This window comes from Streptomyces sp. NPDC004721 (assembly GCF_053601495.1).
In genome coordinates this window covers 234,376-257,425 of sequence record NZ_JBSGBZ010000004.1, presented here as the reverse complement: position 1 = coordinate 257,425, position 23,050 = coordinate 234,376, and the positions used below count along the sequence as shown (strand labels likewise).

Here is a 23,050-nt window from a genome sequence, read left to right as displayed (position 1 = left end):
CTCGGCGCGTTCCCGCCGCGCGGCAGGAACGCCCACGTGAGGAGTTGTCCCCTCGAACACATCGACAGCAGCAACTGAGCCCCGGGGGAGAGAAATCGCGAATGGAGCTGAGTTGGACGGCGAGGCCGGAGGCGAAGATTCATCCGTGAGGAGGAGTCACCATGGTGAATTCCGCGAGCGTACGCGGTCGGACACTCCCGAGCCGGCGGACGAGCAGTCGGGGGCGCGGCGGGGCGGAGTGGCCCCGACTGCTTGAGGCCCGCTGGTTTGGTCCCGCGCTGTCTGATCGTTTTCGGCCGGTACCGCAAGGTGAAGCACATCACGGTCTGTTCGCGTTGGCCCGCACGTGTCTGGTGGGTAGCTTCCAGCGATCAAGAGCGCAAATCCCCTCTTCAAGCCTCCTCTGACAAGAGATACAGGACATGTCTGCTCAAGAACCTGCACACCATCCTCCCCAGCGCATTGGCGTGGTCGTCGAGTCGGTTTCCGGGGAGACGCGTGTCGCGGCGACCCCGGCAACGGTACGACTGCTGCTGGGCCTCGGCTACGAGGTCGTCGTCGAGTCCGGGGCCGGTGAGGCCTCCGGCTTCAGCGACCAGGCCTACATCGACGCCGGCGCGGGGGTCGACGAGGCCTGGGACGCGGATGTCGTCTTGAAGGTGAACGCTCCTTCCGAGGCGGAGATCACCCGGCTGCGCGAGGGCACGACTGTGGTCGCCCTGCTGGCCCCGGTAGAAAGGCCCGAGCTGCTTCAGGCGCTCGCCGACGCGGGCGTGACCGCCCTCGCGCTGGACGCGGTGCCGCGCATCTCGCGCGCACAGTCGATGGACGTGCTGTCCTCGATGGCGAACATCGCCGGATACCGCGCGGTCATCGAGGCCGCGCACATCTTCGGACGGTTCTTCACCGGCCAGGTCACCGCGGCGGGCAAGGTGCCGCCGGCGAAGGTGCTGGTGGCCGGCACGGGTGTGGCCGGCCTGGCGGCGATCGGCGCCGCTTCCAGCCTCGGCGCGATCGTGCGCGCAACCGACCCGCGGCCGGAGGTCGCGGACCAGGTGAAGTCGCTGGGCGGCGAGTACCTGGCGGTGAACGTCGCTCAAGAGGCGAGCACCGACGGCTACGCCAAGGCGACCTCCGCCGACTACGACCGCGCCGCCGCCGAGCTCTACCACGACCAGGCCAAGGACGTGGACATCGTCATCACCACCGCGCTGATCCCGGGCCGGCCGGCGCCGCGCCTGCTGACGGCGAAGGACGTGGCCGTGATGAAGCCGGGCAGCGTCATCGTCGACATGGTCGCCGCCCAGGGCGGAAACGTCGAGGGCACCGTGCCAGGGCGCACGGTGGTCACTGACAACGGCGTCACCGTCATCGGCTACACCGACCTCGCCTCCCGGCTGCCCGCCCAGGCCTCGCAGCTGTTCGGCACCAACCTGGTGAACCTGCTGAAGCTGCTCACCCCCGGCAAGGACGGGCAGCTGGCGATCGACTTCGACGACGTCGTGCAGCGTGCCGTGACCGTGGTGCGGGACGGCGAGGTCACCTGGCCACCGCCGCCCGTCGCGGTCTCCGCCGCTCCCGCCGCGCAGCCCGTGGCCGCGCCCGCCAAGCCGGAGCCCAAACAGCCGAAGCTGACACCTGGGGGACGCTTCGGCCTGATCGGGCTCGGCATGCTCGCAATGTCCCTGCTGGTGGCCTTCGCCCCGGCGCAACTCGCGGAGAACTTCACGGTGTTCGCGCTGGCGGTGGTGATCGGCTACTACGTCATCGGCAAGGTGCACCACGCACTGCACACGCCGCTGATGTCGGTGACCAACGCGATCTCCGGGATCGTCGTGATCGGCGCGCTGCTGCAGATCGGGCACGAGAGCCGGATCGTCACCACGCTGTCCTTCGCGGCGCTCCTGCTGACGAGCGTCAACATCTTCGGAGGTTTCGCCGTCACCCGCCGCATGCTGTCCATGTTCTCGAAAGGCTGAGCCAAGATGACCTCCATGACGGCCTCCCACGCGGCCGACCTGGTCGCTGCCCTGTTGTTCATCCTCAGCCTGGCCGGCCTGTCCCAGCACCGCACCTCCCGCGCCGGCGTCGTCTACGGCATCGCCGGCATGGTCCTCGCGCTGGCCGCCACGGCCGTGGTGGCGGCACAGGACACCACCACCGGCTCGGTGGTTCTGATCGTGCTGGCGATGGCGCTCGGCGCGGTGATCGGCCTGTGGCGGGCCCGCCGGGTCGAGATGACGCAGATGCCCGAACTGATCGCGGTGCTGCACAGCTTCGTCGGCCTGGCCGCGGTGCTGGTGGGCTGGAACAGCTACCTGGAGGTGGAGTCGCACGGCACGGCGCAGACCCGGATCGGCGCCGACCTGCTGGCCATTCACCACGCCGAGGTGTTCATCGGCATCTTCATCGGCGCGGTCACCTTCACCGGCTCGATCGTCGCGTTCCTGAAGCTCTCGGCTCGGATCAACTCCCGTCCGCTGATGCTGCCGGGCAAGAACGCGCTGAACCTTGGCGCGCTCGGCGCCTTCGTCGCGCTGACCATCTGGTTCACGATCAGCCCGAACCTGCCGCTGATGATCACGGTGACCGTGCTCGCACTGGCCCTGGGCTGGCACCTGGTCGCATCGATCGGCGGCGGCGACATGCCCGTCGTCGTCTCCATGCTGAACAGCTACTCGGGCTGGGCGGCAGCCGCGGCCGGCTTCCTGCTCGACAACAACCTGCTCATCGTCACGGGCGCGCTGGTCGGCTCCTCCGGCGCCTACCTGTCCTACATCATGTGCAAGGCGATGAACCGCTCCTTCCTCTCCGTCATCGCGGGCGGCTTCGGCATCGAGGCGCCGCCCGGCCGCGAGGAGGAGCAGGGCGAACACCGCGAGGTGCGCGCCGCGGAGGCGGCCGAGACGCTCGCCCAGGCCCGCTCGGTGATCATCACCCCCGGCTACGGCATGGCCGTCGCCCAGGCCCAGCACCCGGTCGCGGAACTGACGCGGCAACTGCGCGAGCGGGGCATCGAGGTCCGCTTCGGCGTCCACCCCGTCGCTGGGCGCCTGCCCGGACACATGAACGTGCTGCTGGCCGAGGCGAAGGTGCCCTACGACATCGTCCTGGAGATGGACGAGATCAACGACGACTTCGCCGACACCTCCGTCGTGCTCGTCATCGGCGCGAACGACACCGTCAACCCCGCCGCGACCGAGGACCCGGGCAGCCCGATCGCCGGCATGCCAGTGCTGCGGGTCTGGGAGGCCGAGCAGGTCATCGTCTTCAAGCGATCCATGGCCTCCGGCTACGCAGGCGTGCAGAACCCGCTCTTCTTCCGCGAGAACAGCAGCATGCTCTTCGGCGACGCAAAGCAGAGCGTCGAGGAGATCCTGCACGCGCTCAGCACCGACGGCCGCCACGAGGCGACCCCGGCCGCGCGCCAGGCGGTTGCGGGCTAGGTGTTACTGCTCACGAGCGTTGTTGGAGCCGACCGGACGATGGTGTCCTTCGAGGGTCGGCGGGCAGGAGCCATGCGCCGCCGGGTTCGGCACGGTCTACACCGGCGTTGGTGAGCTGGTAGCCGAGACGGTGGTAGGCGATGATCGGGCCGGTTTCGGTGGCGAGGAAGTGGCTGGTGGACTCGGTGAGGATGAGTTCCACGATCTCCGCCGGTTTGCCTGTGCGGGCGGAGAGTTCGAGCGCTTCCGGGCGCGGTGTGACGGTGTCGAGGTCGACGTGACGGTCTTCTTCGATGCTGACGACCTTGGAGGCGATGACCACGACGGCTTCCTCGGCGACTTCGGCGCAGAGGTGGTGAAGGTGGAGGAGCCCGGTCCGGCGACCAGACGATCAAATTCCGGATCTGGTCGCACACGGGACGGCCGCCGCTACGACGCCGCCCAGGTGCCGTTCCCTGCCCGAGCAGTCCGCCGTCGAGGTGGCCCACCGCTGCGGAACTCCACCGGTACGCGCTGGCCGTCCCGGCGCAGTATGAGGTCGACGCCGGCAAAGCGTTCACCGGCCAGAACTCGGTCGAGGCTGGCCGCCGCACGCGCCTGGTCCGGCTCGAAGGACAGTACCCGCGTCGCATCCCGGCCGAGGACTCCCTCGGGACGATACCCGAGCAGCTCGCTCGCCTGCGCGCCCCATGCCACGATGGTGCGGCCGTCCGACCCGATCAGCCATGTGGCGATCCGGATCTGATCGAGCACCCCTCTGGGCCGGGTGGATCCACCACGATGGGAGCTTCCCGCCCCCTCGCGCTGCTCGTGTTCGCTCATTGACCGTGTGCCCTTTATGCGCGGTACAGCCATCTTTCTACGATCGGGCGGCGGCTGTCGACTGTGACCCGACGCCACCCTTCCACCTGGGCGAAGTTGTGCAGCCCGGGAATGTCGAGGTGGCCCTCTCCCACGGCTGGGCTGGGTCCCTTCGGTGATGATCAGGCCCGCAGAGGCCCGCTGCAAGACAGCGAACAAGCGCCTCGTTGTCCAGCCTTCCGCTCATGCCTGCACCAGCCTGTCGACGTAGAGCTCTTGCGCCACCCCGGTCGCACCGACCAGGTGCCCCAGCGCGATGCCGGAGCCGTCCGGGTTCGGTCGGTCGTCGTAGGCGAGCGGCCACTCGCGCAGGCAGGCCAGCACCTGGGCGGCGAACGCTTCGTGGACCTCGATCACGTCGAGATCGGACCAGCCGATCCCCGCGCGCTCGAGCGCCGCCGCTGTGGCCGGCACCGGCCCGATCCCATCTCCTCGGGCAGGACGCCGACGACCACCCAGCTGCGCAGCCGGAGCATGCCGTAGCGGCGGCGCAGGTTCTCCGCGGTCTCGAGCATGCCGCCGGGCACCGGGTGGTGCGGCCGCCCGCGGTGATCCGGGCCCGGACGCCGCTCGGCGGCGGTGTTCGCAGGGTTCCGTCTCGGCCTGGTTTGTGGCGGCATACCAAACCATGACCCGGCGTTCAGGGAGGCGGTGGTGGCCGGCAGGCCGGGCTCTAGCATCAGCTGCACCCGCCTTGCGGCCGACGTGGACGCCCTTGCACTTCACTACGGCGTGCATGCAGGGTGAGCTGTGGATTTCGCCGGAGTCTTGGTGGATCTTTCGGATGTGCTCGGCCGGCCCGGTGTCCCGTCGGCGGTGTTCGCAGGGTTCCTTCTCGGCCTGTTAGTAGTGGTATACCAAACCATGACCTGATGTTCAAGATGCCGGTGTTGCCCGGTGGGCTGCCCTTCAGCCTGTCGGGCGAGCCTCTCCCTGAAGATCACACCTGGCGTGAGGGAGACAAATGGTTACAGATGGCCACGAGCCGTGCTCGCACGCGATGCACCGCCGCTCATTCCTCGGCCTGGGCGGCGCCGCCTTGGCAACGGCAGGTCTTGGAACCCTGCTCGGGGTCGCACCGGCGGGCGCGGCGACGACGAGGCCCGACGGCAAGGTGCGGTTCGGCCTCGTCTCCGATACGCACCTCAACGTGAACAACCCGTCGATCACAGCGCGGATGACCCAGGTCTTCGCCTCCATGGCACGACGTGACCCAGACTTCGTCCTGCACTGCGGAGACATCACCGACACCGGTCTGGACGACGAGTTCGTGCTGTACGGGCAGACAATCCCAGACGCCCTACACGGCAAGATCCATTACTCTCCTGGCAACCATGAGACGCGCTGGGATCACACGGCCAAGGAGCTGTACCACTCCCACTTCGGACCGGCACCGTATTCCTTCGATGCGGGTGGGGTCCACTTCATCGGATTCGACCCGACGCAGGTACTGCAGGACCCCGGTCACTCCGGCGCGAGCGGGCTCGCCTGGCTCGAAGCCGATCTGCGAGCGATGGCGCCGGGCACACCGGCCGTGCTGTTCCAGCACTTTCCGGTCGGCCGTGTCTACTACTTCCTCGACGACAAGCCGCAGTTGCTCGAGGTTCTGGCTGGCCACAATGTACGGGCAATCCTCGCGGGCCACATTCACGCCGAAGACATCAGCCGGTTCAACGGGCTCACCCAGGTAACGTTCAACGCGGTCAAGAACGGCGCCCTCTACTACTGGATCGAGGAGGAGGCGGCGGCTGCCGGCGGCACCCGGCAGCTGCAAGTCAGCCGCGTCGTCATTGCTCCGGACAGTTCCGAGACGACGACCGCAATAGCCACCATCCCGTTGGCTGGCCCCGGCCAAGGCCGCGAACAGCGGCCGGTCAGTGTGCAGGTGGGGTCTGTGGCCCACGGGCGGCTGCCGTTGACGGTCCAGGTCGGCACCCACGCCAGACCGCTGAGTGTGTCGGTGCAGCCTTATCCGCAGGAGGTGTTCGGGGCTGCCGGGGCGGGCACCGTGCCCGGCGTGTGGCAGGACCTGACCACTTCCGGCGGTGCGTCAGGCGGTCGGCGGTGGATCGGTGCGATGGACGTCTCCGCGATGGCCCCCGGCCAGCAGCGGTTGCAGGTGCGCGTGCTGGCCCAGGATGGCGCCTGGTGGGAAGACGTGGCGCTGTACAACGCGCCGAGCAGGACCGGCGACCCGAAGGAGCTGTGGCGCCACCAACTCCCCGGCAGCGTCCAGGGCGGAATCACCCCGCTGAACCCCGCTGACGGCACCATCGTGGCAGCCTCCAGCACGGGCGCGGTCACCGCTTTGCGCCTTACGCGCGGCGGTACCGCGGCCCCGTTGTGGCGCGCCCAGGTCGCACCTGCCTATCGGCGGCCCGCAGTCGACAAGGATGCCCGTACGGTGTACGTGCCCGGCGCCGATCATCGACTGTACGCGCTCGACGCCGCGACCGGGCGTACGGTCTGGCAGTTCGATGCTGGTGCGCCGGTGCTCAGCGCACCGTCGGTGACCACGCTGGGCGACAAGCAGCTGGTGGTGTTCTCCGCCGGCGAGGCACTCTTCGCGCTCGACGGGAAGGGCCGCAAGGTCTGGTCCGTGGCCGGACGTGGGTTCTCCGCCGGCCAGGCCGCATGCGACGGCCAGCGCGTCTACACCGTGGCGGCCGACGGCTACGCGCGAGCCCACGATGCCGCGACCGGCAAGGAGTTGTGGGCGTACCGGATGACACCATCGGGCGACGAGTTCCAGTTGGCGCTGAACAGCGGATGGGACGACGTCGTGGCTCTCGGCGCCGACCTCGCCATCGTTGCAAACATCAACGGCTCCTGGGCCCTGGATGCCGCCACCGGAGCGCCGCGGTGGACCCTCAAGGGGAGCGCGATGTACGCTCCGACCGTCGTTCTGAAGGACGCCACGGCCCTGTTCACCACCGAATACGGCGTAGTCAGCCGCGTCGATCTGGCCACGGGCAAGACGATCTGGCAAACCCCCCTCAACGTCCGAGTGTTCGAAGCGGGCCTGATCGTCCATGACGACACCGCCTGGATCCAATCCGTGGACGGCAAACTCATCGGCCTGCGGATCAACGACGGCACGCGGCAGGGCTGGCTGCAGCACACGCTCGCTTTCACCTTCAGCAGTCCCGCGATCGTCAACGACACCCTGGTCGTCGGTGATCAGAATGGCGTCGTGCACGGCATCGCTTTGCGATGAGTACGCCCGGCTCACCGTCCTGAAAGCCATGCAAGGGCGCGTGGACGTGTGCCGTCATCCAGAGCAACCTGTCGCGGAGAGACTGAGTAAATCCGGTCGCCCTGGAGCCTGAGACGACTCAAGGGCGAACGAACGGTGGCGCGGTAGACACCAATCCAAGCGGGTCAAGGTCACGATCCCCAACCAGGCTGGTTGCCTGCTGCCGGCACACGGCCGACAGGTAGCCCCGGGCCTCGCGGACGGACTGCCTCAGAGGGCGCTTAGCGTGGCCGGATTGCCGCTTATGACCTAGTAGGCCCCTCGCCAGGTTGGTGTGGTCTCGTCCGTTATGCGCTTAGCTAGGTTGTCGATCGAGGCGATGTGGATCATGGCTTCGGAGCTGGCGGCGAGGGTCTCGTAGTCGCGGGCGAGTCGGCGGTGCATCATGATCCAACCGATACTCCGCTCCACCACCCAGCGTCTCTTCACGACGTGAAAACCGCGAACTCCGGGGTTTCTGTCGACGACTTCAACGTCGATTCCGAGCTGCGCTCCGTGCTCGACTACGGCCTTCTTGAAGCCGGTGTCGACCCAGCTCTTGGCTATGGTCGGGTAGGTCTTCTTGGCCTGGTCGAGGAGGCGCATTCCCAGGGCGTTTTCGGAGAGGCTCGCGGCGGTGACGGTCACGGCGAGGAGGAGCCCGGCAGCGGTCTTTCGAGACGCAGAAGATCGACCCCGCAACTCTGCGGGCCGCGGCCCGGGCCTGGCAGGTGATCGCCGCCGGACAGCCCGTTGCTGCGGTCCGTAGTCACAGGGCGGGTTCGTCCCATTGATGGAGGAAGACGTCGGTGAGGTCGGTGCCGGGTTGGCCTGCGCCGTCGTGGAGGGCCTGTTCTGTCCAGATGACTTTGCCGGTGCGGATGTAGCGGGTGCCCCAGCGTTGGGCGAGCTGGGCGACGAGGAACAGTCCGCGTCCGCCCTCGTCGGTGGTGGCGGCTCGGCGCAGGTGGGGGGAGGTGCTGGAGCCGTCGGCGACTTCGCAGATCAGGCTCCGGTCGTGCAGCAGCCGGACGTGGATGGGCTCGGTGCCGTAGCGGATGGCGTTGGTGACCAGTTCACTGAGGATGAGCTCCGTGGTGAAGCCGATCTCCTCCAGCCCCCAGGCCTGAAGCCGGCGGACGGCGTCGGCCCGCACCGTGGCGACGGCCGCCGGGTCTCTGGGCACGTGCCACTGGGCGATTTGGGCGGGGGCGAGCAGGCGGGTGCGGGCCACCAGCAGGGCGATGTCGTCGCGGGGGTGGGGTGGTTGGAGAGCTTCGAAGACGGCCTGGCACGTGGTCTCCGGGTCGCGTCGGGGAGCCTGGGGTGCTTCGGTGAGGGCCTGTTGCAGTAGGGCCAGGCCAGTGTCGATGTCCCGGTCGCGGTCCTCGATGAGGCCGTCGGTGAACATGACCAGGCGTGAGCCCTCCGGCGGGTGAAGTTCGGCGGTTTCCACGGGCAGGCTGCCGCCGAGTCCCAGGGGCGGTGAGCCGGGTATCTCGGGGAAGGTGACCGAGCCGTCGGGGTTGACCAGGGCGGGGCCGGGGTGTCCGGCCCGGGCGAGCGTGGCCTGTCCGGTGGCTGGGTCGTAGATGGCGTATAGGCAGGTGGCCCCGGTCAGAGCCTGCTCACCGTCTGCCACATCCTGGTCGATCCGAGTGACCAGCTCGTCGAGGTATCCCAGGAGCTCATCGGGCGGTAGGTCGAGGGCGGAGAAGTTGTGCACGGCGGTGCGTAGCCGTCCCATGGTGGCGGCCGCGTGCAGACCGTGGCCGACGACGTCGCCCACCACCAACGCGACCCGGGCGCCAGGCAGCGCGATGGCATCGAACCAGTCGCCACCCACCCCGCCCTGAGCGGGCAGATAACGGTAGGCGACCTCAAGCGCGTCCTGTTCCGGCAGGGCGCGGGGCAGAAGGCTGCGCTGCAAGGCGACCGCCATGGCGTGCTCGCGGGTGTACCGGCGCGCGTTGTCGATACACACCGCGGCGCGGGCGGCCAGCTCCTCGGCGAAGGACGCGTCCTCCCCTTGGAACGGTCCGCTCTCCTGCGAACGCCAGAAGTTGACCAGGCCCAGCACCACGCCGCGTGCCTGCAGCGGCACCGTGAGCAGCGAACAGATCCCGGAGGCGAGGACCTGCCGGGCCAGATCGGGTTCCTGCGTCTGCCAGCCGGGGGCGGTGCGCAGGTCCGGCTCCAGGACCGCGTGGCCGCTGGCCAGGGCGGAGGCCATCGGTGTGGAGGGAAGCCAGGTGATGCGCTCGCCGACCGGGATCAGCGGGGCGTCTGGCCGGATGCCGTGGCAGGCGGTGCGGTGCATCGGGGCGGCGTCAGCGGGCTCCCCGCCCTGCAGGACAGGTTCCAGCAGGTCGACGGTGGTGTAGTCGGCGAAGCGGGGAACCGCGAACCGGGCGAGTTCCTCGGCGGTGCGTGTCACGTCGAGTGTGGTGCCGACTCCGGTGCCCGCCTCGTAGAGCAGCTTCAGACGGCTCTGTGCCAGCTCGGCCTTGCCCGCCAGCGCCCGCAACTCGGTGGAGTCCCGCAGTGTCACCACACTCCCGGGCTGCCCCCCGTAGGGGGCGGTGGACCGTTTGTTGACCGCGAGTAGCCGATCCCCGGCCAGGTGCACCTCATCGGTGACCGGCCCCTCCCCGGCCAGCACGGCCGTCATCCCTTCATCCAGTCCCAGACCGGTGATCGGGCGGCCCTCGGCGTCCGGGGGCAGCTCCAGCAACCGCCGCGCCTCGCTATTGGCCAGCAGCAGGCGTCCGTCCCCGCCGACGATCACCACTCCCTCCCGCACCGCATGCAGCACCGCGTCATGGTGCTCGTACATGCGCGTCATCTCGGCCGGCCCCAGGCCGTGGGTCTGGCGCCGCAGCCGCCGGCTCACCCACGCCGCCCCGCCCGCAGCCACAGCCAGCCCGGCGGCGGCAGCCCCCACCAGCACCGGAATCTGACGGCCGGCCATGGCATTCACATTCCGGACGGTGATCGCCACAGAAACCGCACCGACAACCTTCCCATCTCCCCTGATGATGGGCACGATCGAGTCCACGGCCGGGCCCCGGCTGGCAGTGAAGACCCTCGTGAACGGATGGCCCTCGACCGCGGCCTTGTAGGGGCCGATGACGTGCTTCCCGATCAGGGACGGGTCGGGGTGAGTCAGACGGATCCCGTCCGGCGTGAAGACCACGACGAAGGCGACACCGGCCCGTTTCCGGGCCTCCTCGGCACGCGGCTGCAGGATCACGGTGGGGTTGCGGCCGGCCAGCGCCTGCGCCGTTCCCGGAGCACTCGCGAACGCCTGGGCCACCGAGAGCGTCCGGTCACGGGCGCCCTGAAGACTGGCGCGCCGGGCCTGCAGCACGAGAGCCGCCACCGCGGCTACGACGAGCACTATCACGATCACCAGCTGGAGCAGGAACACCTGGCCGGAAACGCTGTGCACACTGACCACGGACCGCCGTCGGCCCAGGGGCTTCTGGCGCCGCTCGTGATCGCCGGCCGGGCGCTCGACGGAGGTCGAACGCGGGCGCCACCCACTCAACAGCCGAGACCATGGGACCGGCACACGCCCCAATAGCCGACTTATGCCACTCATAACACTTTTCTAGCATTTTCGACCACCGAGCGACGTTCACCCGCCCGCGCGGGGCCGGGGGCTGCGCGCCGCGATGGAGCTGGAGCCGCCCGCACCGCTCAGGGTGGTCCGGCCGGTACGCGACGAGTACGCTGCGCACGACGCCGAAGAGGCAGGCCAGGCAGCGTGCGTGCCCCCTCTCGCGGTACGGACGAAGGCGGCCGCGCCGAACACCACCGCCGCGTTCGGGCGGCGAGTACGTTCCTCCTTGCGCAGGGCACGCAGCACACATCCATCAAGCTCACAACACGCCTGGTCAGGGCGGGAATTCAGGCGTCCATGGGTTCGGTCGGCGACTCGTTCGACAACGCCCTGGCGGAGAACCTGTGGATGCTGATCAAGACCGAGTGCATCCGCGGCCGCGTCTTCGCGACCAGAGCTGAGGCGAACCGCGCGCTCTTCGAGTACATCGACGGCTTATATAACCCCCGCCGTATCCAGAAACGGCTCGGCTACCTCAGCCCGATCGAGTTCGAGGAGAAGCACTACGCCAACCAGGCAGCGGCCGAACAAGTGAACCTGAAACCCCGTCAACCCTCTCTGACCAGCTAGTCAGCCGCTCCTGCGCAGCGGGGGAACCTCAGGTGCCCCGCCGCGCTCGGTTCAGCGGCCGATCGCGGAGGAGACCCGCACCATCACCCTTGCGTGCGATCTGCCGGTTTCGTGTCAGTGACTGGTGTGTCAGTCACGGGGTGGTCGGATGCTGGCCTGCGGCGCTGGTCAGCGAGTCGGAGGCCGGGCTCGTGCGTGTGATGCTGCTGTCGCGAGGTGAGAGCTTGCTGGAGTTCGTACGGTCACCATCGGTATCTGGACAGACCGTGTGCTGACACGTAGGCGAGAAATCTCAGCGCCGGCCCCCGATACCGTGCCCACGGACCTGCGGCACCGCGACCCCGTCCGCGGCGGTGCTCGGCGGCCAAGGTCAGCTCGCCCAGCGATCTCACTGGACCGTCCGTGCGCAGCACCGCGTCGGTGAGACACGCCCAACGCCTCGACCGCGGGGACATCTCTCGAAGCGTGGAGGACGGCCGTGTCACGCCCCTCCAGAAGCGGAACATCTCAGCTGAAGCATGCGCACCCAGGTGACCAAGGACGCGTGTGTACGGCACCCACGGGGCTGGAGGACGACGTCGAGACAACCGAAATGCGGGCCAGTCAGCAGGCTCTGACCGAGTTGCACGCGCGTACAACGCCGAGCTGTACCGGGCCGGCATCGAGTCCATCAACAAGGGGCAGACCTCCGCGGCGCTCTCCATGGGGCTCTCCCAGCCCGACGTCTACCGGTTCGTGATCCTGCCGCAGATGGCCAGGAACATCGCCGCGCCGATGCTGAGCCAGTTCATCGGCCTGCAGAAGGACACCGCCCTGGTGATCGTCGTCGGGATCATCGACGCGTTCAGCCAGGCCAAGATCTACTCGGCGAACGACTTCAACCTCTCCGCGGTGACCGCGGTGTGCTTCGTCTTCGTGCTCATCACCATCCCGCAGACCCGCTTCGTCGACTACCTGCTGGCACGCTCCGGCACAAAGCTGAAGAGAGTCTGAGCCATGACAGAACCCTTTGTCCTGCTGGACCGCGTCACCAAGAGATACGGCGACCACACCGTGCTCGACGAGGTGGACCTCGCCGTCGCCCGGCACGACGTGGTCACACTCATCGGGGCCTCGGGCTCCGGCAAGTCCACCCTGCTGCGCTGCGTCAACGGCCTCGAACCGATCCAGGGCGGACGCATCTCGCTCGCCGGGGACGTCATCTCGGGCGAGGGCGTGGACCTGGTCGGGCTGCGCCGCCGGGTGGGCATCGTCTTCCAGAGCTACAACCTCTTCCCGCACATGACGGTCCTGCGCAACTGCACCCTCACCCCCGTCAGGGCCGGCATCGCCTCCAAGGAGCAGGCGGAGGCCGACGCCCGGGTGATGCTGGAGCGGGTCGGGCTCCGGGAGAAGGCCGACGCCTACCCCGACCAGCTCTCAGGCGGCCAGCAGCAGCGGGTGGCCATCGCCCGCGCCATGCTGATGCGTCCCGAAGTACTGCTGCTGGACGAGATCACCTCCGCGCTCGACCCGGAGCTGGTGATCGAGGTGCTGAACCTGGTCCGCGAACTGGCCGGTGACGGCATCACCATGATGATGACCACCCACGAGATGTCCTTCGCCCGGGAGGTCTCCTCCAAGATCTGCTTCCTCCACCAGGGATCGATCCTGGAGGAGGGACGCCCGGAGCAGATCTTCGACCAGCCCGCCACCCCGGAGTTGAAGACGTTCCTCCGCCGGATCCATGAAGCCGGCCGGGACTGACCTTTTTTCTAATGGAGTTGACGATGAAGCAGAACTACGACGTCCGGGACTTCTTCACCTACCTCGGATACCCCAGCGGCGATCAGCCCTACTGGTCGGAGAACCTGCGCAGCCTCTCGGTGTACTGCAAGGGCGACGCCGACAACCTCCGGGAACTGCTGGAGCCGACCCCCTTCGAACTGGCCGACGACCGGTTCGTGGTGCAGATCGCGGACTTCGCCAACGCGACTCCGGGTTCCTTCTACGACTCCAGATTCGTCATCCCGGTCCGCTACCGGGACCACGTCGGGGTGAACTACTACTTCGAGTACGAGGACCAGCCCTGGAGCGTGGCCTTCGGCCGGGAGGTGTGGGGATACCCCAAGCATTACGGGGAGATCCAACTCACCGACTCCGCAAGCCGGGTGGCCGGCACCGTCCGGCGCGCCGGCGAGGACCGTGCTGCCAGGTCGCGCCGAAGACCTTCTTTCCGCGCCGCTTGAACAGGGTGTCGTCCACCGCGACGGTCAGCACCGGGCCCTCGGGCAGCAGCCGGCGCACGATCAGGTGGGACAGCGAGATACCCAGGATGTCCGGGCTCCAGGCGGCGCGGGAGAAGAACGCGTGGGCACGGTCATGGGACCAGGCCCGTGTCAACCCCGCACCCGTGAGCATCCCCGTCACCGTGCACCGCCCGGTCTGCGCGATCAAGCCGGTGACCAGCGCGGCAACCGTGCGGAACGTCGGTGTGGAGAAGTTGCCCCGAACCAACTCCAGGACGGCGAGCAGCGAAGCGGGTACGGTCGGATCCGGAAGCATCGGCGGGTCCCTCCCCGGAGGAGACATAAGCACCACCGAGGCTTCTCTGCTTCCCCCATCCCACGCGTCCTGATGACGCCACATCACCCACCCGAGCGACCCACACGACGATCAACGAAAACGTCGAAAGTCGAGCTCTGCTATGAGAGCGCGGTATTCGCATGAGGAGCATTCCGAGCCGCGGACGCTCTCCTGAATGTCAATGCCTCTGGACTGGCCCGTTCGGGGTGCTGTCCTGCTTGATCAGGTAGTAGGCCTCGCGGGCGACGTACCGTTTGAGGCAGCGGATGATCTCCATTTTCAACCTGCCATCGCTGGTGCGGCGTTCGAGGTACTTCTGGGTGGCCTCGTCGTAGTGCAGGCGGCAGACGACGGCCTCGGCTACGCCGGCGGCTACGAACTGAACACCATCTACGGCCTATGTGGAGGGCGGAGTTGGCCTGGCGGTCGCCTCCGCGGTTGAGCCGGTGACGCTGGATCTTCCCGGAGGACGCGGGCAGCGGGGCGACGCCGCACAGCTTGGCGAAGCGGGCCTCGTCGGGACCCGCTGAGGGTTGTCGCCGCAGGTGACCAGGAGCTGGGTCCCCAGCACGCCGGCCACCGTAGCGGCGGGCAGGTTCCCCCGACATTCCGAACCCGCCAGGAACGGACCTGGCCGTATTCTGGTCGGCGCGGGCGCGGGGCCCTGGCACCCCTGGAGGGGCACCCGTGAGGCTGCGCGAACTGCTGATAGACGCCTGGTCGTGGCTCAACTACAAGCAGACCATGGCCGATCCGACCCGGCCCGGCCAGCACGCGTTCCCCGAGCTCAACACCTCGTGGGTGCCCGACGAGCACCTGCGCCGCCTGGCCGCGCACAAGTTCCTCGCCGCGTACGACTCCAACCAGGCCGGGCAGCTCGCCGCTGTCACCGGCGACAGCCACGGTGCGGAGCGCCGCGAACTCGGTGATCCGTCCAAGCTGATCGACACCACCCTCGGCTACCTGCTGGGTGCGGAGCAGAACATCGTGGTGCCCGGCGCCGACCACGCTGGCCAGGGCGAGCCGTCCCTCGAGGCTGCCGCCGCGGCCGAACTACAGGAGCGGCTGCGCGCCTGGGCGGACAAGGAGTTGCTGCCGCTGCGGGTCCAGCAGTGCGAACGGTGCGCGGTCCGCTCGGGTGACGGCGTCTACACCTTCGCCTGGGAGCCGACGAAACAGCGGGTGCTGCTGCGCACCTACGATCCCGGCTTCTACTTCCCCGAGTGGGACGAGGGCGAGCACGACGCCCAGGAGTACCCAACCCGTGTGCACTTCGCGTGGGAGCTGCCCGCCGACCCGACACGCGGCCTCAAGGCACGGGTACGGCGCATCACCTACGAACTCGCCCCGATCGGCTGGGCTACCCAGCCGGGCGCCCTGGAGGGGCGTAGCGTACGCGAGTTGGTCGTCGGCGGGGACGGCGAACCGGTGCTCACCGCCGACGACACCCTCGATGCGGCGACCGGCATGGTGACCCGTGTCTACCCGTGGGCGCCGGACAAGCCGTCTGCCATCACCTGCTACCCTCACGGACGCCGAATGGCTGCTCGAAGACCTCTGGCGCGCCCACGATGTGTTCTCCCTGCCGCCGGATAAGGCCACCTACCGGGTGCGCTCCGACGGCCAGGTCCTCGACCGCCTCGACCTGATGGCGGACTTCATCCCTATGGTGCACATCCCGAATTCGATCCCGGATGTCGGCGAGCACTGGGGCAAGTCCACCCTGGCGACCGTGCTGCAGCTGCTCGACGAGCTGGCCGCCACCGACACCGACAGCGCTTCCGCGTCGGCGACCACCGGCACGCCGATCATCGCTCTCGCCGGGGCACACCTGCCCATCGACCGCTCCACCGGGCAGCCGATGCCCGTACGGGTGGAGGCAGGATCGGTGTGGCAGCTGTCCGACCAGGGCCGCATGGACACCCTCGACACCTCGGCGCAGCTCGCCGAGCTCCGCGAACGCATCGACCACCTGATGGACCGGCTCGCCTCCAACACGCGCCTGACCACGGCCGGGATCGGCAGCCTCGACCCGGCGAAGGTGCCGTCCGGGTACGCGCTGCAGCTCGCGTTGAGCCCGCTGGACTCCCTCGTCGGCGCGATGCGCCTGGCCCGCAACCACAAGTACCAACTGCCGCTGCGCATGGTGCAGCGCCTGCACCAGGCCGGGCAGGTATGGCCCGCCGGCGAGTCGCTGCCCGCACGCCTGGTGTGGGGGGCGCACACGCCCACCGATCGTGCCTCCGTTCTCAAGGACGTCACGGCGGGCTACGTGGGGGGCGTCTTCTCCCTGGAGACCGCGGTGCGGATGCTGCAGGAGGCCGGGTACCCGATCGACGACGTCGCCAAGGAGATCGCACGCATCCAGAAGTGGGCCTTCGACCAGGCCGCCCGCCTCGCCGACGCCACCGGCGACAACAGCGCGGCGCGATCGCCGGCAGGGTCAGGTGCCTGATGGCGTCGAGGCCCTCGAACACCGCTACCACCTCGACGAGCCGTTCTTCGCCCAGTACTGGCACTGGCTCCTGGGGACGGCACCATCAATCCGCGATTTGATGGAGACGGACACCTCCGGTGTCTCGCGCCTGAACCCCCTCGCCGAGATGCACCGGCCCTGCTCGTTCGAGGCAGCCAACCCCAACAGCCTGAAGCCGGTTGGCGGTGCCCCTGACCATCCGCCAGCACCACGCTCGGCGGCCGACACGACGCAGCCAGCTCGCGACAGGTGCGATCGAGAACCACCAGATGCGTGCCGGTGCGCTGTCCCCAGATCGCTGCGACGGCACCCAGGCCCTTCTCGGTCGCAACTGCCCGGGCCAACTCACGCTGCAAGGCCAGAGAGCCTTCCAGCACCTGCTGTCGGCGTCCCGCCAGCTCGCCGAACACCGCCTTCGTGACCATGATGAACGGCACGTGATCAGGCACCGCCACCAGCGGCATACCGCAGCGCCGCGCGGCCTCCACCAACACCCGAGGCGGGCGACTGTGGGGCAAGTCGGAGCCGAGTCCGATCGCCAACGCGACCGCACCGCCCTCTTGCGCGCTGCGCACGAACGCCTCGCACCCCACCGCGGTCGTCGGGAGGAGCAGGCCCACCGTCATCAGCAGTTCCCCACCGTGCAGCCACGGACCCGGCTCGGTCAGCTCGCTGACGTGGACGGCCGTGATCTCGACGTCACCGTCGACCCCCTCGCACAGCAATTCCAGCGCCAATGACCGAATCCGCAGCAGATCACTGAGCAGCAGCGGCCGCGAACCGGCGTATCCGGTGTGCGCGGTGGCCGAACCCGCCATAGGCAATCGCACCCCAACCGACTCAACCATCAGGTCCAGGTGCCCGCATGTATACGTCGGCGCGGCCGACCGCACAATAGACCTGCGTCGACAATCCCGTCCTGGAACTGTACGAACCTCCGGTCCGCTATCGGCCGCAGCCCATGACCTGCGGCGGAGCTTGCCGCGGCGCGGGGTCGATACCCGCTCGTGGAGAATCCCCCGCCTGACGCGGTTCGTCGCGCGCCTGAAGGGCACGGCTTCACCGCAGCGTAAGACCCGCGTGAACCGGTGAGGCCGCGCCATCGACGGGGCCCCACCGGTTCAACGGCAGGCGTCACTGCCTCAGATCCGCGCCCTTCGTCTCGGGCATGCGAGATGCGACCAGCAGCGAAACCAGCAGGAGCACGACCGTGTACACGAGGAACGCCCAGCCGATGCCGCTCTTCTCCAGCCACGTCTGGAGATACGGCGCACTGCCGCCGCAGGCGGCGACCACGATGGCGTACGGGAAGGCGACACCCGAGGTACGGACGTGTGTCGGGAACATCTCCGCGTACACCGCGGGAAGAATCGCCGCGCCCGGCGCGATGAAGATCATGGCGACGGTCAGGGAGAGCGCGAGTTGCCAGACCTGGTCCTGGACGAGCATGTTGAGTGGGAAGAAGAGGACCGCACCACCGAGGTAGGCGATGTAGAGGACGGGCTTGCGGCCGATGCGGTCGGAGAGGATGCCGAAAAGCGGCAGAACGGCGATGAGCACCGCGTTGGCCCAGACGCCCGTCCACAGCACCGCCGAGGAGTCCATGCCCCTGACGCTGATCGCCTGTGTGGGCGCGGCCACCACCCACGTGTAGTAGGCGACCGTGCCGCCGGCGGTGATGCCGATGACGCGCAGGCAGGCGACGCGGTTGTCCCACATGCTGCGCCAGAACGCAGAAGTCTTCCGCTCCGCCCGCTCCTGAGCCCGCTCCTCCTCGAACGCCGCGGTCTCTCTGAAGGTGCCCGATCCGTGTGATCCGCGCGGAGTGGCATGCTCTGATCTCGTGGGGCGCGCGATGAGAACGGATTGCGTGATCTTCCAGGCACCCTGTTCATGGCCCTGAAGCTCGGGGATGCCTCGATCACCGGGATCGGCGTCGGCGGGGCGCCTTCCGGCATATCTGACCAGACTTGCGCAGCTGCCGGGCTGTCAGCCATCCAGGATGAGCTGAACGCTGCGTCGTGAGTAGAGTGCGGCACCGAAGATTCGGTGCCGCACTCCCCCTCCCCATCAAGGGGGTGCCGACATCAGCGGCCGTCGTGCAGCCTCCTCAGTGCTGCCGACTCGTCTACACGCGAGCGGCCAGCTGTTCGAGCGTGGGTAGCGGCCACTCGTACCGCTCCTTGACGATGCGGAGGTGCAGCCAGCTCGTAACCCCAGACACGTATGGGGAGGCCATGAGTCGATCGATGAACCAGTCGAGTTCGGCAGTGGATGAACTGGCCACAGTAGCGACCGCGTCGTATCGGCCCAGCGTCAGCGCGAAGTACTCAACCTGCGGTGCCTCCTTCAACTCCGCAACCATCTGGTCTGCTGTGTCGCGGAGGTTGAGTCCGATTCCGGCGACAACACCGTCACTGGCTCGGGACCGGCTGATCACTGGCGCGATACGGATCACTTGCTGGCTGACGAGGGCGTTCACACGCGACCGAGTCGCGGACGGTGAAAGACCGACCTTCTCCGCAAGTTCTGCGAAACTCATCCGCCCGTCCTCCTGGAGGAGTTGGATCAGCGTGAGGTCCCGGCCGTCCAGCGAAACGTCCACCAGTCGCTGGGTCGGGATGAGCGTGCCGCCCATGACTTCCACATAGATCAGGGAGTTGATCCGTTCGACGCCGGGGAGGCTCCGGATCTCTGTGATCGTGTCGTAAAGCTCCGGCTGGCCGGGGAGTCGCAACTCGGTGACGATCTGGTACTCACCGCTCGTCACCGACACGAACGGTGCAGCCCGTAGTTGGGCGATCCTCCGCGCGCCCTCGGCCACGCTGCCTGATACGCGGATGGCGATGTGCGCGTACGCCCTCAGACCGAGGAGATCCGGGTTGACTGCGGCGATGATCCGTATTCTTCCGCTTCGTCTGAGTTTATCGAGGTGGGCGGAGACCGCCGCTCGAGTGGTCCCCATCCACTCGGCGAGCTTCACCGCCGGTAGGCGCGCATCCTTGCGCAGCGCAGCAATGAGCCGCGAATCGAGGTCCCCCAGCGTTTCAACGGAAAAATGTTCGACCGGATTTTCGGCCGATGGCGCATCCATATCGCTCTCCAAGCCTGAGTGTTCACAGCTCATATGCATTGATTCGTCGGCTTGCGTAAGCAATTCCACTGCACCTTCGGCCACTTCGCAAGTGATCTGATTGCGTCGGTGCGCTTCCCTGGATACTTTCGCCGTGACCCGTATCACATCAGTGGCGAGGAATCGATACGATGCGCACCCTGCACCACCTTGAGGCGAGCATTTCCAAAGCAACGGCATCAATCCTGTTGCCGACTGCTCTCGTCAGTGTCGATCCGAGCTACGCAGTCGCCGAGGCGGTGCTGGTCGTCGGACCGGAGATCGTGGCGGTCGGCAGTCTCGACGAGTGCCGTGCCGCGGCTGTCGCTCTCGGTCTCGACGACGTTCCCGTGTTTGAGCTCGCAGGCACGCTTCTTCCGGGGTTCATCGATCCGCACGCACACCCGCTCATGTATGGCCAGCTGCTCAGCTGGGTCAACTGCGGTCCCGACAACGCGCGCAGCATCCCGGAGATCGTGGCGCTGCTTTCCGCCGCGGCTGACGCACTTCCGGCGGGCGCCCCGATTCGGGGCTATGGCTACGAGCACCGGAACCTCGTGGAGGGGCGCCACCCTACGCGCTTCGAGCTCGACGAGGTCGCCCGCGATCGCGAGGTGTATCTCATGAACGCGAGCGGTCACGGTGGGGTGGTGAACAGCTACGCCTTCGAGGTGAACGGCATCGACCGATCGACGCCCGACCCGGAAGGCGGAGCCTTCCTCCGCGACGAATCGGGTGAGCTCACCGGAGAGCTCTCCGACGCCGCATGCAACATCCTCACGGGTCTGGACGGTGTCAAGGTCGGCAGGCATGGCCCGAACTTCCACCTCGCGGACGAGCCGGCCGTGCAGGATCGGCAGCTCCTCGCAGCGCAGAACCGGTTCCTCACCGCCGGGGTCACCACGATCGGCGACGCACAGGTGAGCAGGCGCGAGTTCGAGGCGTACCTGCGCTTGGCTGAGGCGGACAGGCTCGTGATGCGAGTGAACATGTACCTGCTCTCTCACCTGCTGGACTCCGCAATCGAGATCGGGCTGACCGGCGCGTTCGGCAACGCACGTCTCGCCTTCACCGGGATCAAGCTCTATGCCGACGGCACGCTCGGCGGCTGGACCGCCTACTTCCCTGAGGGGTACCTGGGCGACCCGTGCCGCACCGGCCAGCTCTACCACAAACCCGCCGAGCTCTCCGAGCTGATCGTCAAGGCGCACAAGGCCGGCCTCCAGACCGCGACGCACGCGCAGTCGCCCACCGCGATCCAGATCGTGCTCGACGCCATCACGGAGGCGCACCGCCTCTCCCCTCGGCCGGATGCCAGGCACCGCATCGAGCATTGCGGTCTGCCCACCACGGAGCAGATCTCGGAGATGGCGCGGCTCGGGGTGCTGCCAGTCAACCAGTCGCAGCACTACTACAACTGGGGCGAAGGCGTTACGGACGCGATCGGCACGCCGGGGGAACGCTTCAATCCGCTTGGCGAGTTCGTGAGCGCTGGCGTTCCGGTGACCCTCAGCTCGGATGCCCCGGTTGCCGACCCCAACCCGCTCGAAGCCATCCAGACCGCAGTGACCAGGATCACCCGCCGCGGGCAGCGACTCGGCGACGACGAACTCCTGGTCGACACAGCCACGGCGATCGCCGCACACACCATCAACGGTGCCCGCGCGCTCGGGCGAGAGCACGATCTCGGCTCCATCACGCCCGGAAAGCGCGCCGACTTCGTCCTCCTCGGCGACAACCCGTTGACCGTGGATCCGAGCCGCCTCGCGCCGATCCCCGTCCTTCAGACGTGGGTCGACGGGCGACCACGCCTATCTGTACAGGCCCTCCACAACGCCGGCTGACGCCGCCATTCGCCTTCACCCGAGAACAGAGGATCACCCAATGACGCGTCATCCCTCACCCTCCCCTGCCGCTGGGGTCCCGCTCGGGCTTCGGCCGCTGACAGCGACGTTCACCATCGCCGTCGCCGGCTACCTCGGCATCAACCTCTCCCCCTACCTGCTGGACATCGTCTCGAGAACGGTGGGAACCGACACCGTGACCGCCGGGTGGATCGTCACCGGCATGTTGCTCGCCACCGCACTGGTCGGACTCGGCACCTCCCCGCTCTGCGCCGGTGCAAAGCGACGGGTCGTCGCGCAGGTCGGTCTCCTGGTCGCGACGGTCGCATTCGGCCTCGCCGCCCTCCTGCCGACGCCCGCCACCGTGCTGATCGGCCTGCTGATCGGTGGCGCCGGTGCGGGCTGCGCCGTCGCTGCATCGGGCGCCGCCTTCGCTGCGTTCAGCAACCCCGACCGTGTCGCCGGCATCAACGGCCTCGCGAACCGCGCGATCGCCGCGGTGGTGTTGGCCATCGTCCCCGCGCTGGGTCTCGTCCCGATCAACGTCATCGGTGCTCTCGCCGTGTTCTGCCTGCTCGGGCTCCTCCTCGCCATCTGGCTGCCGCAGACCCCGGCACCGGACCCTGCGATCGAGCAGCCGCAGACCACCGCCGTTGCACCGGTCAACGGAAACCGCGTCACAGTGATCCTCGGCATCGCTCTTCTGGTCACGTTCGCGATCTGGGCCGTAAGCGAGGACTCGCTGTGGGCGACGAGCATGATCCTCGCGCAAACCCAGGCCGGGGTACCCGACGAAGCACTCGGGATCGCGCTCAGCGGTGCCACCGCCGGTGGCATGGCCGGCGCGATCCTCCTCATGGCCGTCGGCAAACGACTCGGCCGCGCCCTGCCGCTCACCATACTCATCCTGCTCGGCAGCGCGCTCAAGCTGTCCATCGGGCTGGCCACAGATCCGGTCACGTTCATCATCGTCTTCATCGCCTGGAACGCGGTATACGCGATGGCCTTCGGTTACTTCCTCGCAACCGCGGCAGCGCTCGATGCGAATGGCCGATGGTCCGGCCCGCTTCTGGCGGTCTACCTCGTCGGCTCGAGCCTGTCGCCGGTGGTCGGCGCTGCCCTGGCCGAGTCACTCGGCTCGACCGGCTTCACGATCGCCATCAGCGTCATGAGCGCGGTCCTCGCCATTCCCGCTGCGCTCGCAGCCCGCCATTCCTCTCACCTCGACCGCGCCGCACGCGGCGCGGGTGCAAACCCGCGCCCGGTCGCCGCCGCATCCACCGAGTCCGATCCCGCCGACGCACACTGAGGATCCG

General features: G+C 68.1%; 16 protein-coding genes and 6 pseudogenes. 11 read left to right on the top strand and 11 right to left on the bottom strand.

Features of this window, described 5'->3' with window-relative positions:
- The first annotated feature begins 422 nt into the window (after positions 1-422).
- Both ACWEK3_RS05480 and pntB read left to right on the top strand, forming a co-directional pair.
- The gene (locus tag ACWEK3_RS05480; RefSeq protein WP_453249005.1) at positions 423-1,979 is read left to right on the top strand and encodes a Re/Si-specific NAD(P)(+) transhydrogenase subunit alpha; all 1,557 of its coding nucleotides are present in this window, start codon (positions 423-425) and stop codon (positions 1,977-1,979) included.
- Between the two features lie 6 nt (positions 1,980-1,985).
- Entirely contained in the window at positions 1,986-3,446 is a 1,461-nt protein-coding gene (pntB, locus tag ACWEK3_RS05475; protein WP_376545620.1) for a Re/Si-specific NAD(P)(+) transhydrogenase subunit beta, read from the top strand.
- A gap of 10 nt (positions 3,447-3,456) precedes the next feature.
- On the opposite strand, the pseudogene ACWEK3_RS05470 reads toward pntB, so the two are convergent.
- The 4 genes and pseudogenes from ACWEK3_RS05470 to ACWEK3_RS05455 form a co-directional block, all read right to left on the bottom strand.
- Positions 3,457-3,780 (bottom strand): annotated as a pseudogene (locus ACWEK3_RS05470) (coenzyme F420-0:L-glutamate ligase); the annotation flags it as partial.
- A 95-nt stretch (positions 3,781-3,875) separates the two neighbouring features.
- Positions 3,876-4,199, bottom strand: coding sequence for a PAS domain S-box protein (locus ACWEK3_RS05465; RefSeq protein ID WP_453249004.1), 324 nt, complete (start codon positions 4,197-4,199; stop codon positions 3,876-3,878).
- A 131-nt stretch (positions 4,200-4,330) separates the two neighbouring features.
- Positions 4,331-4,451 (bottom strand): annotated as a pseudogene (locus tag ACWEK3_RS05460) (alkene reductase); the annotation flags it as partial.
- Between the two features lie 81 nt (positions 4,452-4,532).
- Positions 4,533-4,869, bottom strand: a pseudogene (locus tag ACWEK3_RS05455) (acetyl-CoA C-acyltransferase); the annotation flags it as partial.
- A 402-nt stretch (positions 4,870-5,271) separates the two neighbouring features.
- Between ACWEK3_RS05455 and ACWEK3_RS05450 the strand changes: the two are divergent.
- Positions 5,272-7,524, top strand: a complete 2,253-nt coding sequence (locus ACWEK3_RS05450) for an outer membrane protein assembly factor BamB family protein (protein ID WP_453249003.1) — start codon at positions 5,272-5,274, stop codon at positions 7,522-7,524.
- Between the two features lie 288 nt (positions 7,525-7,812).
- Here the strand turns inward: ACWEK3_RS05450 and ACWEK3_RS05445 are convergent.
- Together ACWEK3_RS05445 and ACWEK3_RS05440 are read right to left on the bottom strand one after the other, a co-directional pair.
- A pseudogene (locus ACWEK3_RS05445) lies at positions 7,813-8,205 on the bottom strand (transposase); the annotation flags it as partial.
- Between the two features lie 106 nt (positions 8,206-8,311).
- Positions 8,312-11,002, bottom strand: coding sequence for a SpoIIE family protein phosphatase (locus tag ACWEK3_RS05440; protein ID WP_453249018.1), 2,691 nt, complete (start codon positions 11,000-11,002; stop codon positions 8,312-8,314).
- A gap of 309 nt (positions 11,003-11,311) precedes the next feature.
- Between ACWEK3_RS05440 and ACWEK3_RS05435 the strand changes: the two genes are divergently transcribed.
- The 4 genes from ACWEK3_RS05435 to ACWEK3_RS05420 all read left to right on the top strand — a co-directional run bounded on the left by ACWEK3_RS05435 (position 11,312) and on the right by ACWEK3_RS05420 (position 13,965).
- Positions 11,312-11,737, top strand: a complete 426-nt coding sequence (locus ACWEK3_RS05435) for a transposase (protein ID WP_453249002.1) — start codon at positions 11,312-11,314, stop codon at positions 11,735-11,737.
- Between the two features lie 546 nt (positions 11,738-12,283).
- A complete protein-coding gene (locus ACWEK3_RS05430) occupies positions 12,284-12,730 on the top strand; it encodes an ABC transporter permease subunit (RefSeq protein ID WP_453249001.1) in 447 nt (148 codons plus the stop codon).
- A 3-nt stretch (positions 12,731-12,733) separates the two neighbouring features.
- On the top strand, positions 12,734-13,483 hold the full coding sequence (locus tag ACWEK3_RS05425) for an amino acid ABC transporter ATP-binding protein (protein WP_453249000.1): 750 nt from the start codon (positions 12,734-12,736) through the stop codon (positions 13,481-13,483).
- A gap of 23 nt (positions 13,484-13,506) precedes the next feature.
- Positions 13,507-13,965: an acetoacetate decarboxylase family protein gene (locus ACWEK3_RS05420; RefSeq protein WP_453248999.1), complete on the top strand. Its 459-nt coding sequence runs from the start codon at positions 13,507-13,509 to the stop codon at positions 13,963-13,965.
- Here ACWEK3_RS05420 and ACWEK3_RS05415 read toward each other — a convergent pair.
- Both ACWEK3_RS05415 and ACWEK3_RS05410 read right to left on the bottom strand, forming a co-directional pair.
- Positions 13,868-14,281, bottom strand: coding sequence for a transposase (locus tag ACWEK3_RS05415; protein WP_453248998.1), 414 nt, complete (start codon positions 14,279-14,281; stop codon positions 13,868-13,870). The genes ACWEK3_RS05420 and ACWEK3_RS05415 overlap by 98 nt on opposite strands.
- A 199-nt stretch (positions 14,282-14,480) precedes the next feature.
- Positions 14,481-14,861 (bottom strand): annotated as a pseudogene (locus ACWEK3_RS05410) (transposase); the annotation flags it as partial.
- A 128-nt stretch (positions 14,862-14,989) separates the two neighbouring features.
- Here ACWEK3_RS05410 and ACWEK3_RS05405 point away from each other — a divergent pair.
- Both ACWEK3_RS05405 and ACWEK3_RS05400 read left to right on the top strand, forming a co-directional pair.
- On the top strand, positions 14,990-15,898 hold the full coding sequence (locus ACWEK3_RS05405) for a hypothetical protein (RefSeq protein WP_453248997.1): 909 nt from the start codon (positions 14,990-14,992) through the stop codon (positions 15,896-15,898).
- Positions 15,876-16,757, top strand: a complete 882-nt coding sequence (locus ACWEK3_RS05400; protein WP_453248996.1) for a hypothetical protein — start codon at positions 15,876-15,878, stop codon at positions 16,755-16,757. The genes ACWEK3_RS05405 and ACWEK3_RS05400 overlap by 23 nt, the downstream gene beginning before the upstream one ends.
- Positions 16,758-17,236: 479 nt before the next feature.
- Here ACWEK3_RS05400 and ACWEK3_RS05395 read toward each other — a convergent pair.
- From ACWEK3_RS05395 to ACWEK3_RS05385, 3 genes and pseudogenes are all read right to left on the bottom strand, one after another.
- Positions 17,237-17,596, bottom strand: a pseudogene (locus ACWEK3_RS05395) (PucR family transcriptional regulator ligand-binding domain-containing protein); the annotation flags it as partial.
- A gap of 316 nt (positions 17,597-17,912) precedes the next feature.
- Positions 17,913-18,635: an MFS transporter gene (locus ACWEK3_RS05390; protein WP_453249017.1), complete on the bottom strand. Its 723-nt coding sequence runs from the start codon at positions 18,633-18,635 to the stop codon at positions 17,913-17,915.
- A gap of 271 nt (positions 18,636-18,906) precedes the next feature.
- Positions 18,907-19,956: an Lrp/AsnC family transcriptional regulator gene (locus tag ACWEK3_RS05385; RefSeq protein WP_453248995.1), complete on the bottom strand. Its 1,050-nt coding sequence runs from the start codon at positions 19,954-19,956 to the stop codon at positions 18,907-18,909.
- A gap of 86 nt (positions 19,957-20,042) precedes the next feature.
- Here ACWEK3_RS05385 and ACWEK3_RS05380 point away from each other — a divergent pair, with 86 nt between their 5' ends.
- A complete protein-coding gene (locus tag ACWEK3_RS05380) occupies positions 20,043-21,734 on the top strand; it encodes an amidohydrolase (protein WP_453248994.1) in 1,692 nt (563 codons plus the stop codon).
- 40 nt (positions 21,735-21,774) lie between these two features.
- Positions 21,775-23,043 (top strand): MFS transporter, encoded by a 1,269-nt coding sequence (locus tag ACWEK3_RS05375; protein WP_453248993.1) that lies wholly within the window; start codon positions 21,775-21,777, stop codon positions 23,041-23,043.
- Positions 23,044-23,050 lie beyond the last annotated feature (7 nt).

Bases quoted from the DNA above. Each gene is read 5' to 3' on its own strand.
- ACWEK3_RS05480 (WP_453249005.1), top strand. From the start codon at position 423: ATGTCTGCTCAAGAACCTGCACACCATCCTCCCCAGCGCATTGGCGTG.
- pntB (WP_376545620.1), top strand. From the start codon at position 1,986: ATGACCTCCATGACGGCCTCCCACGCGGCCGACCTGGTCGCTGCCCTG.
- ACWEK3_RS05450 (WP_453249003.1), top strand. From the start codon at position 5,272: ATGGTTACAGATGGCCACGAGCCGTGCTCGCACGCGATGCACCGCCGC.
- ACWEK3_RS05425 (WP_453249000.1), top strand. From the start codon at position 12,734: ATGACAGAACCCTTTGTCCTGCTGGACCGCGTCACCAAGAGATACGGC.
- ACWEK3_RS05420 (WP_453248999.1), top strand. From the start codon at position 13,507: ATGAAGCAGAACTACGACGTCCGGGACTTCTTCACCTACCTCGGATAC.
- ACWEK3_RS05415 (WP_453248998.1), bottom strand. From the start codon at position 14,281: ATGCTTCCGGATCCGACCGTACCCGCTTCGCTGCTCGCCGTCCTGGAG.
- ACWEK3_RS05380 (WP_453248994.1), top strand. From the start codon at position 20,043: ATGCGCACCCTGCACCACCTTGAGGCGAGCATTTCCAAAGCAACGGCA.
- ACWEK3_RS05375 (WP_453248993.1), top strand. From the start codon at position 21,775: ATGACGCGTCATCCCTCACCCTCCCCTGCCGCTGGGGTCCCGCTCGGG.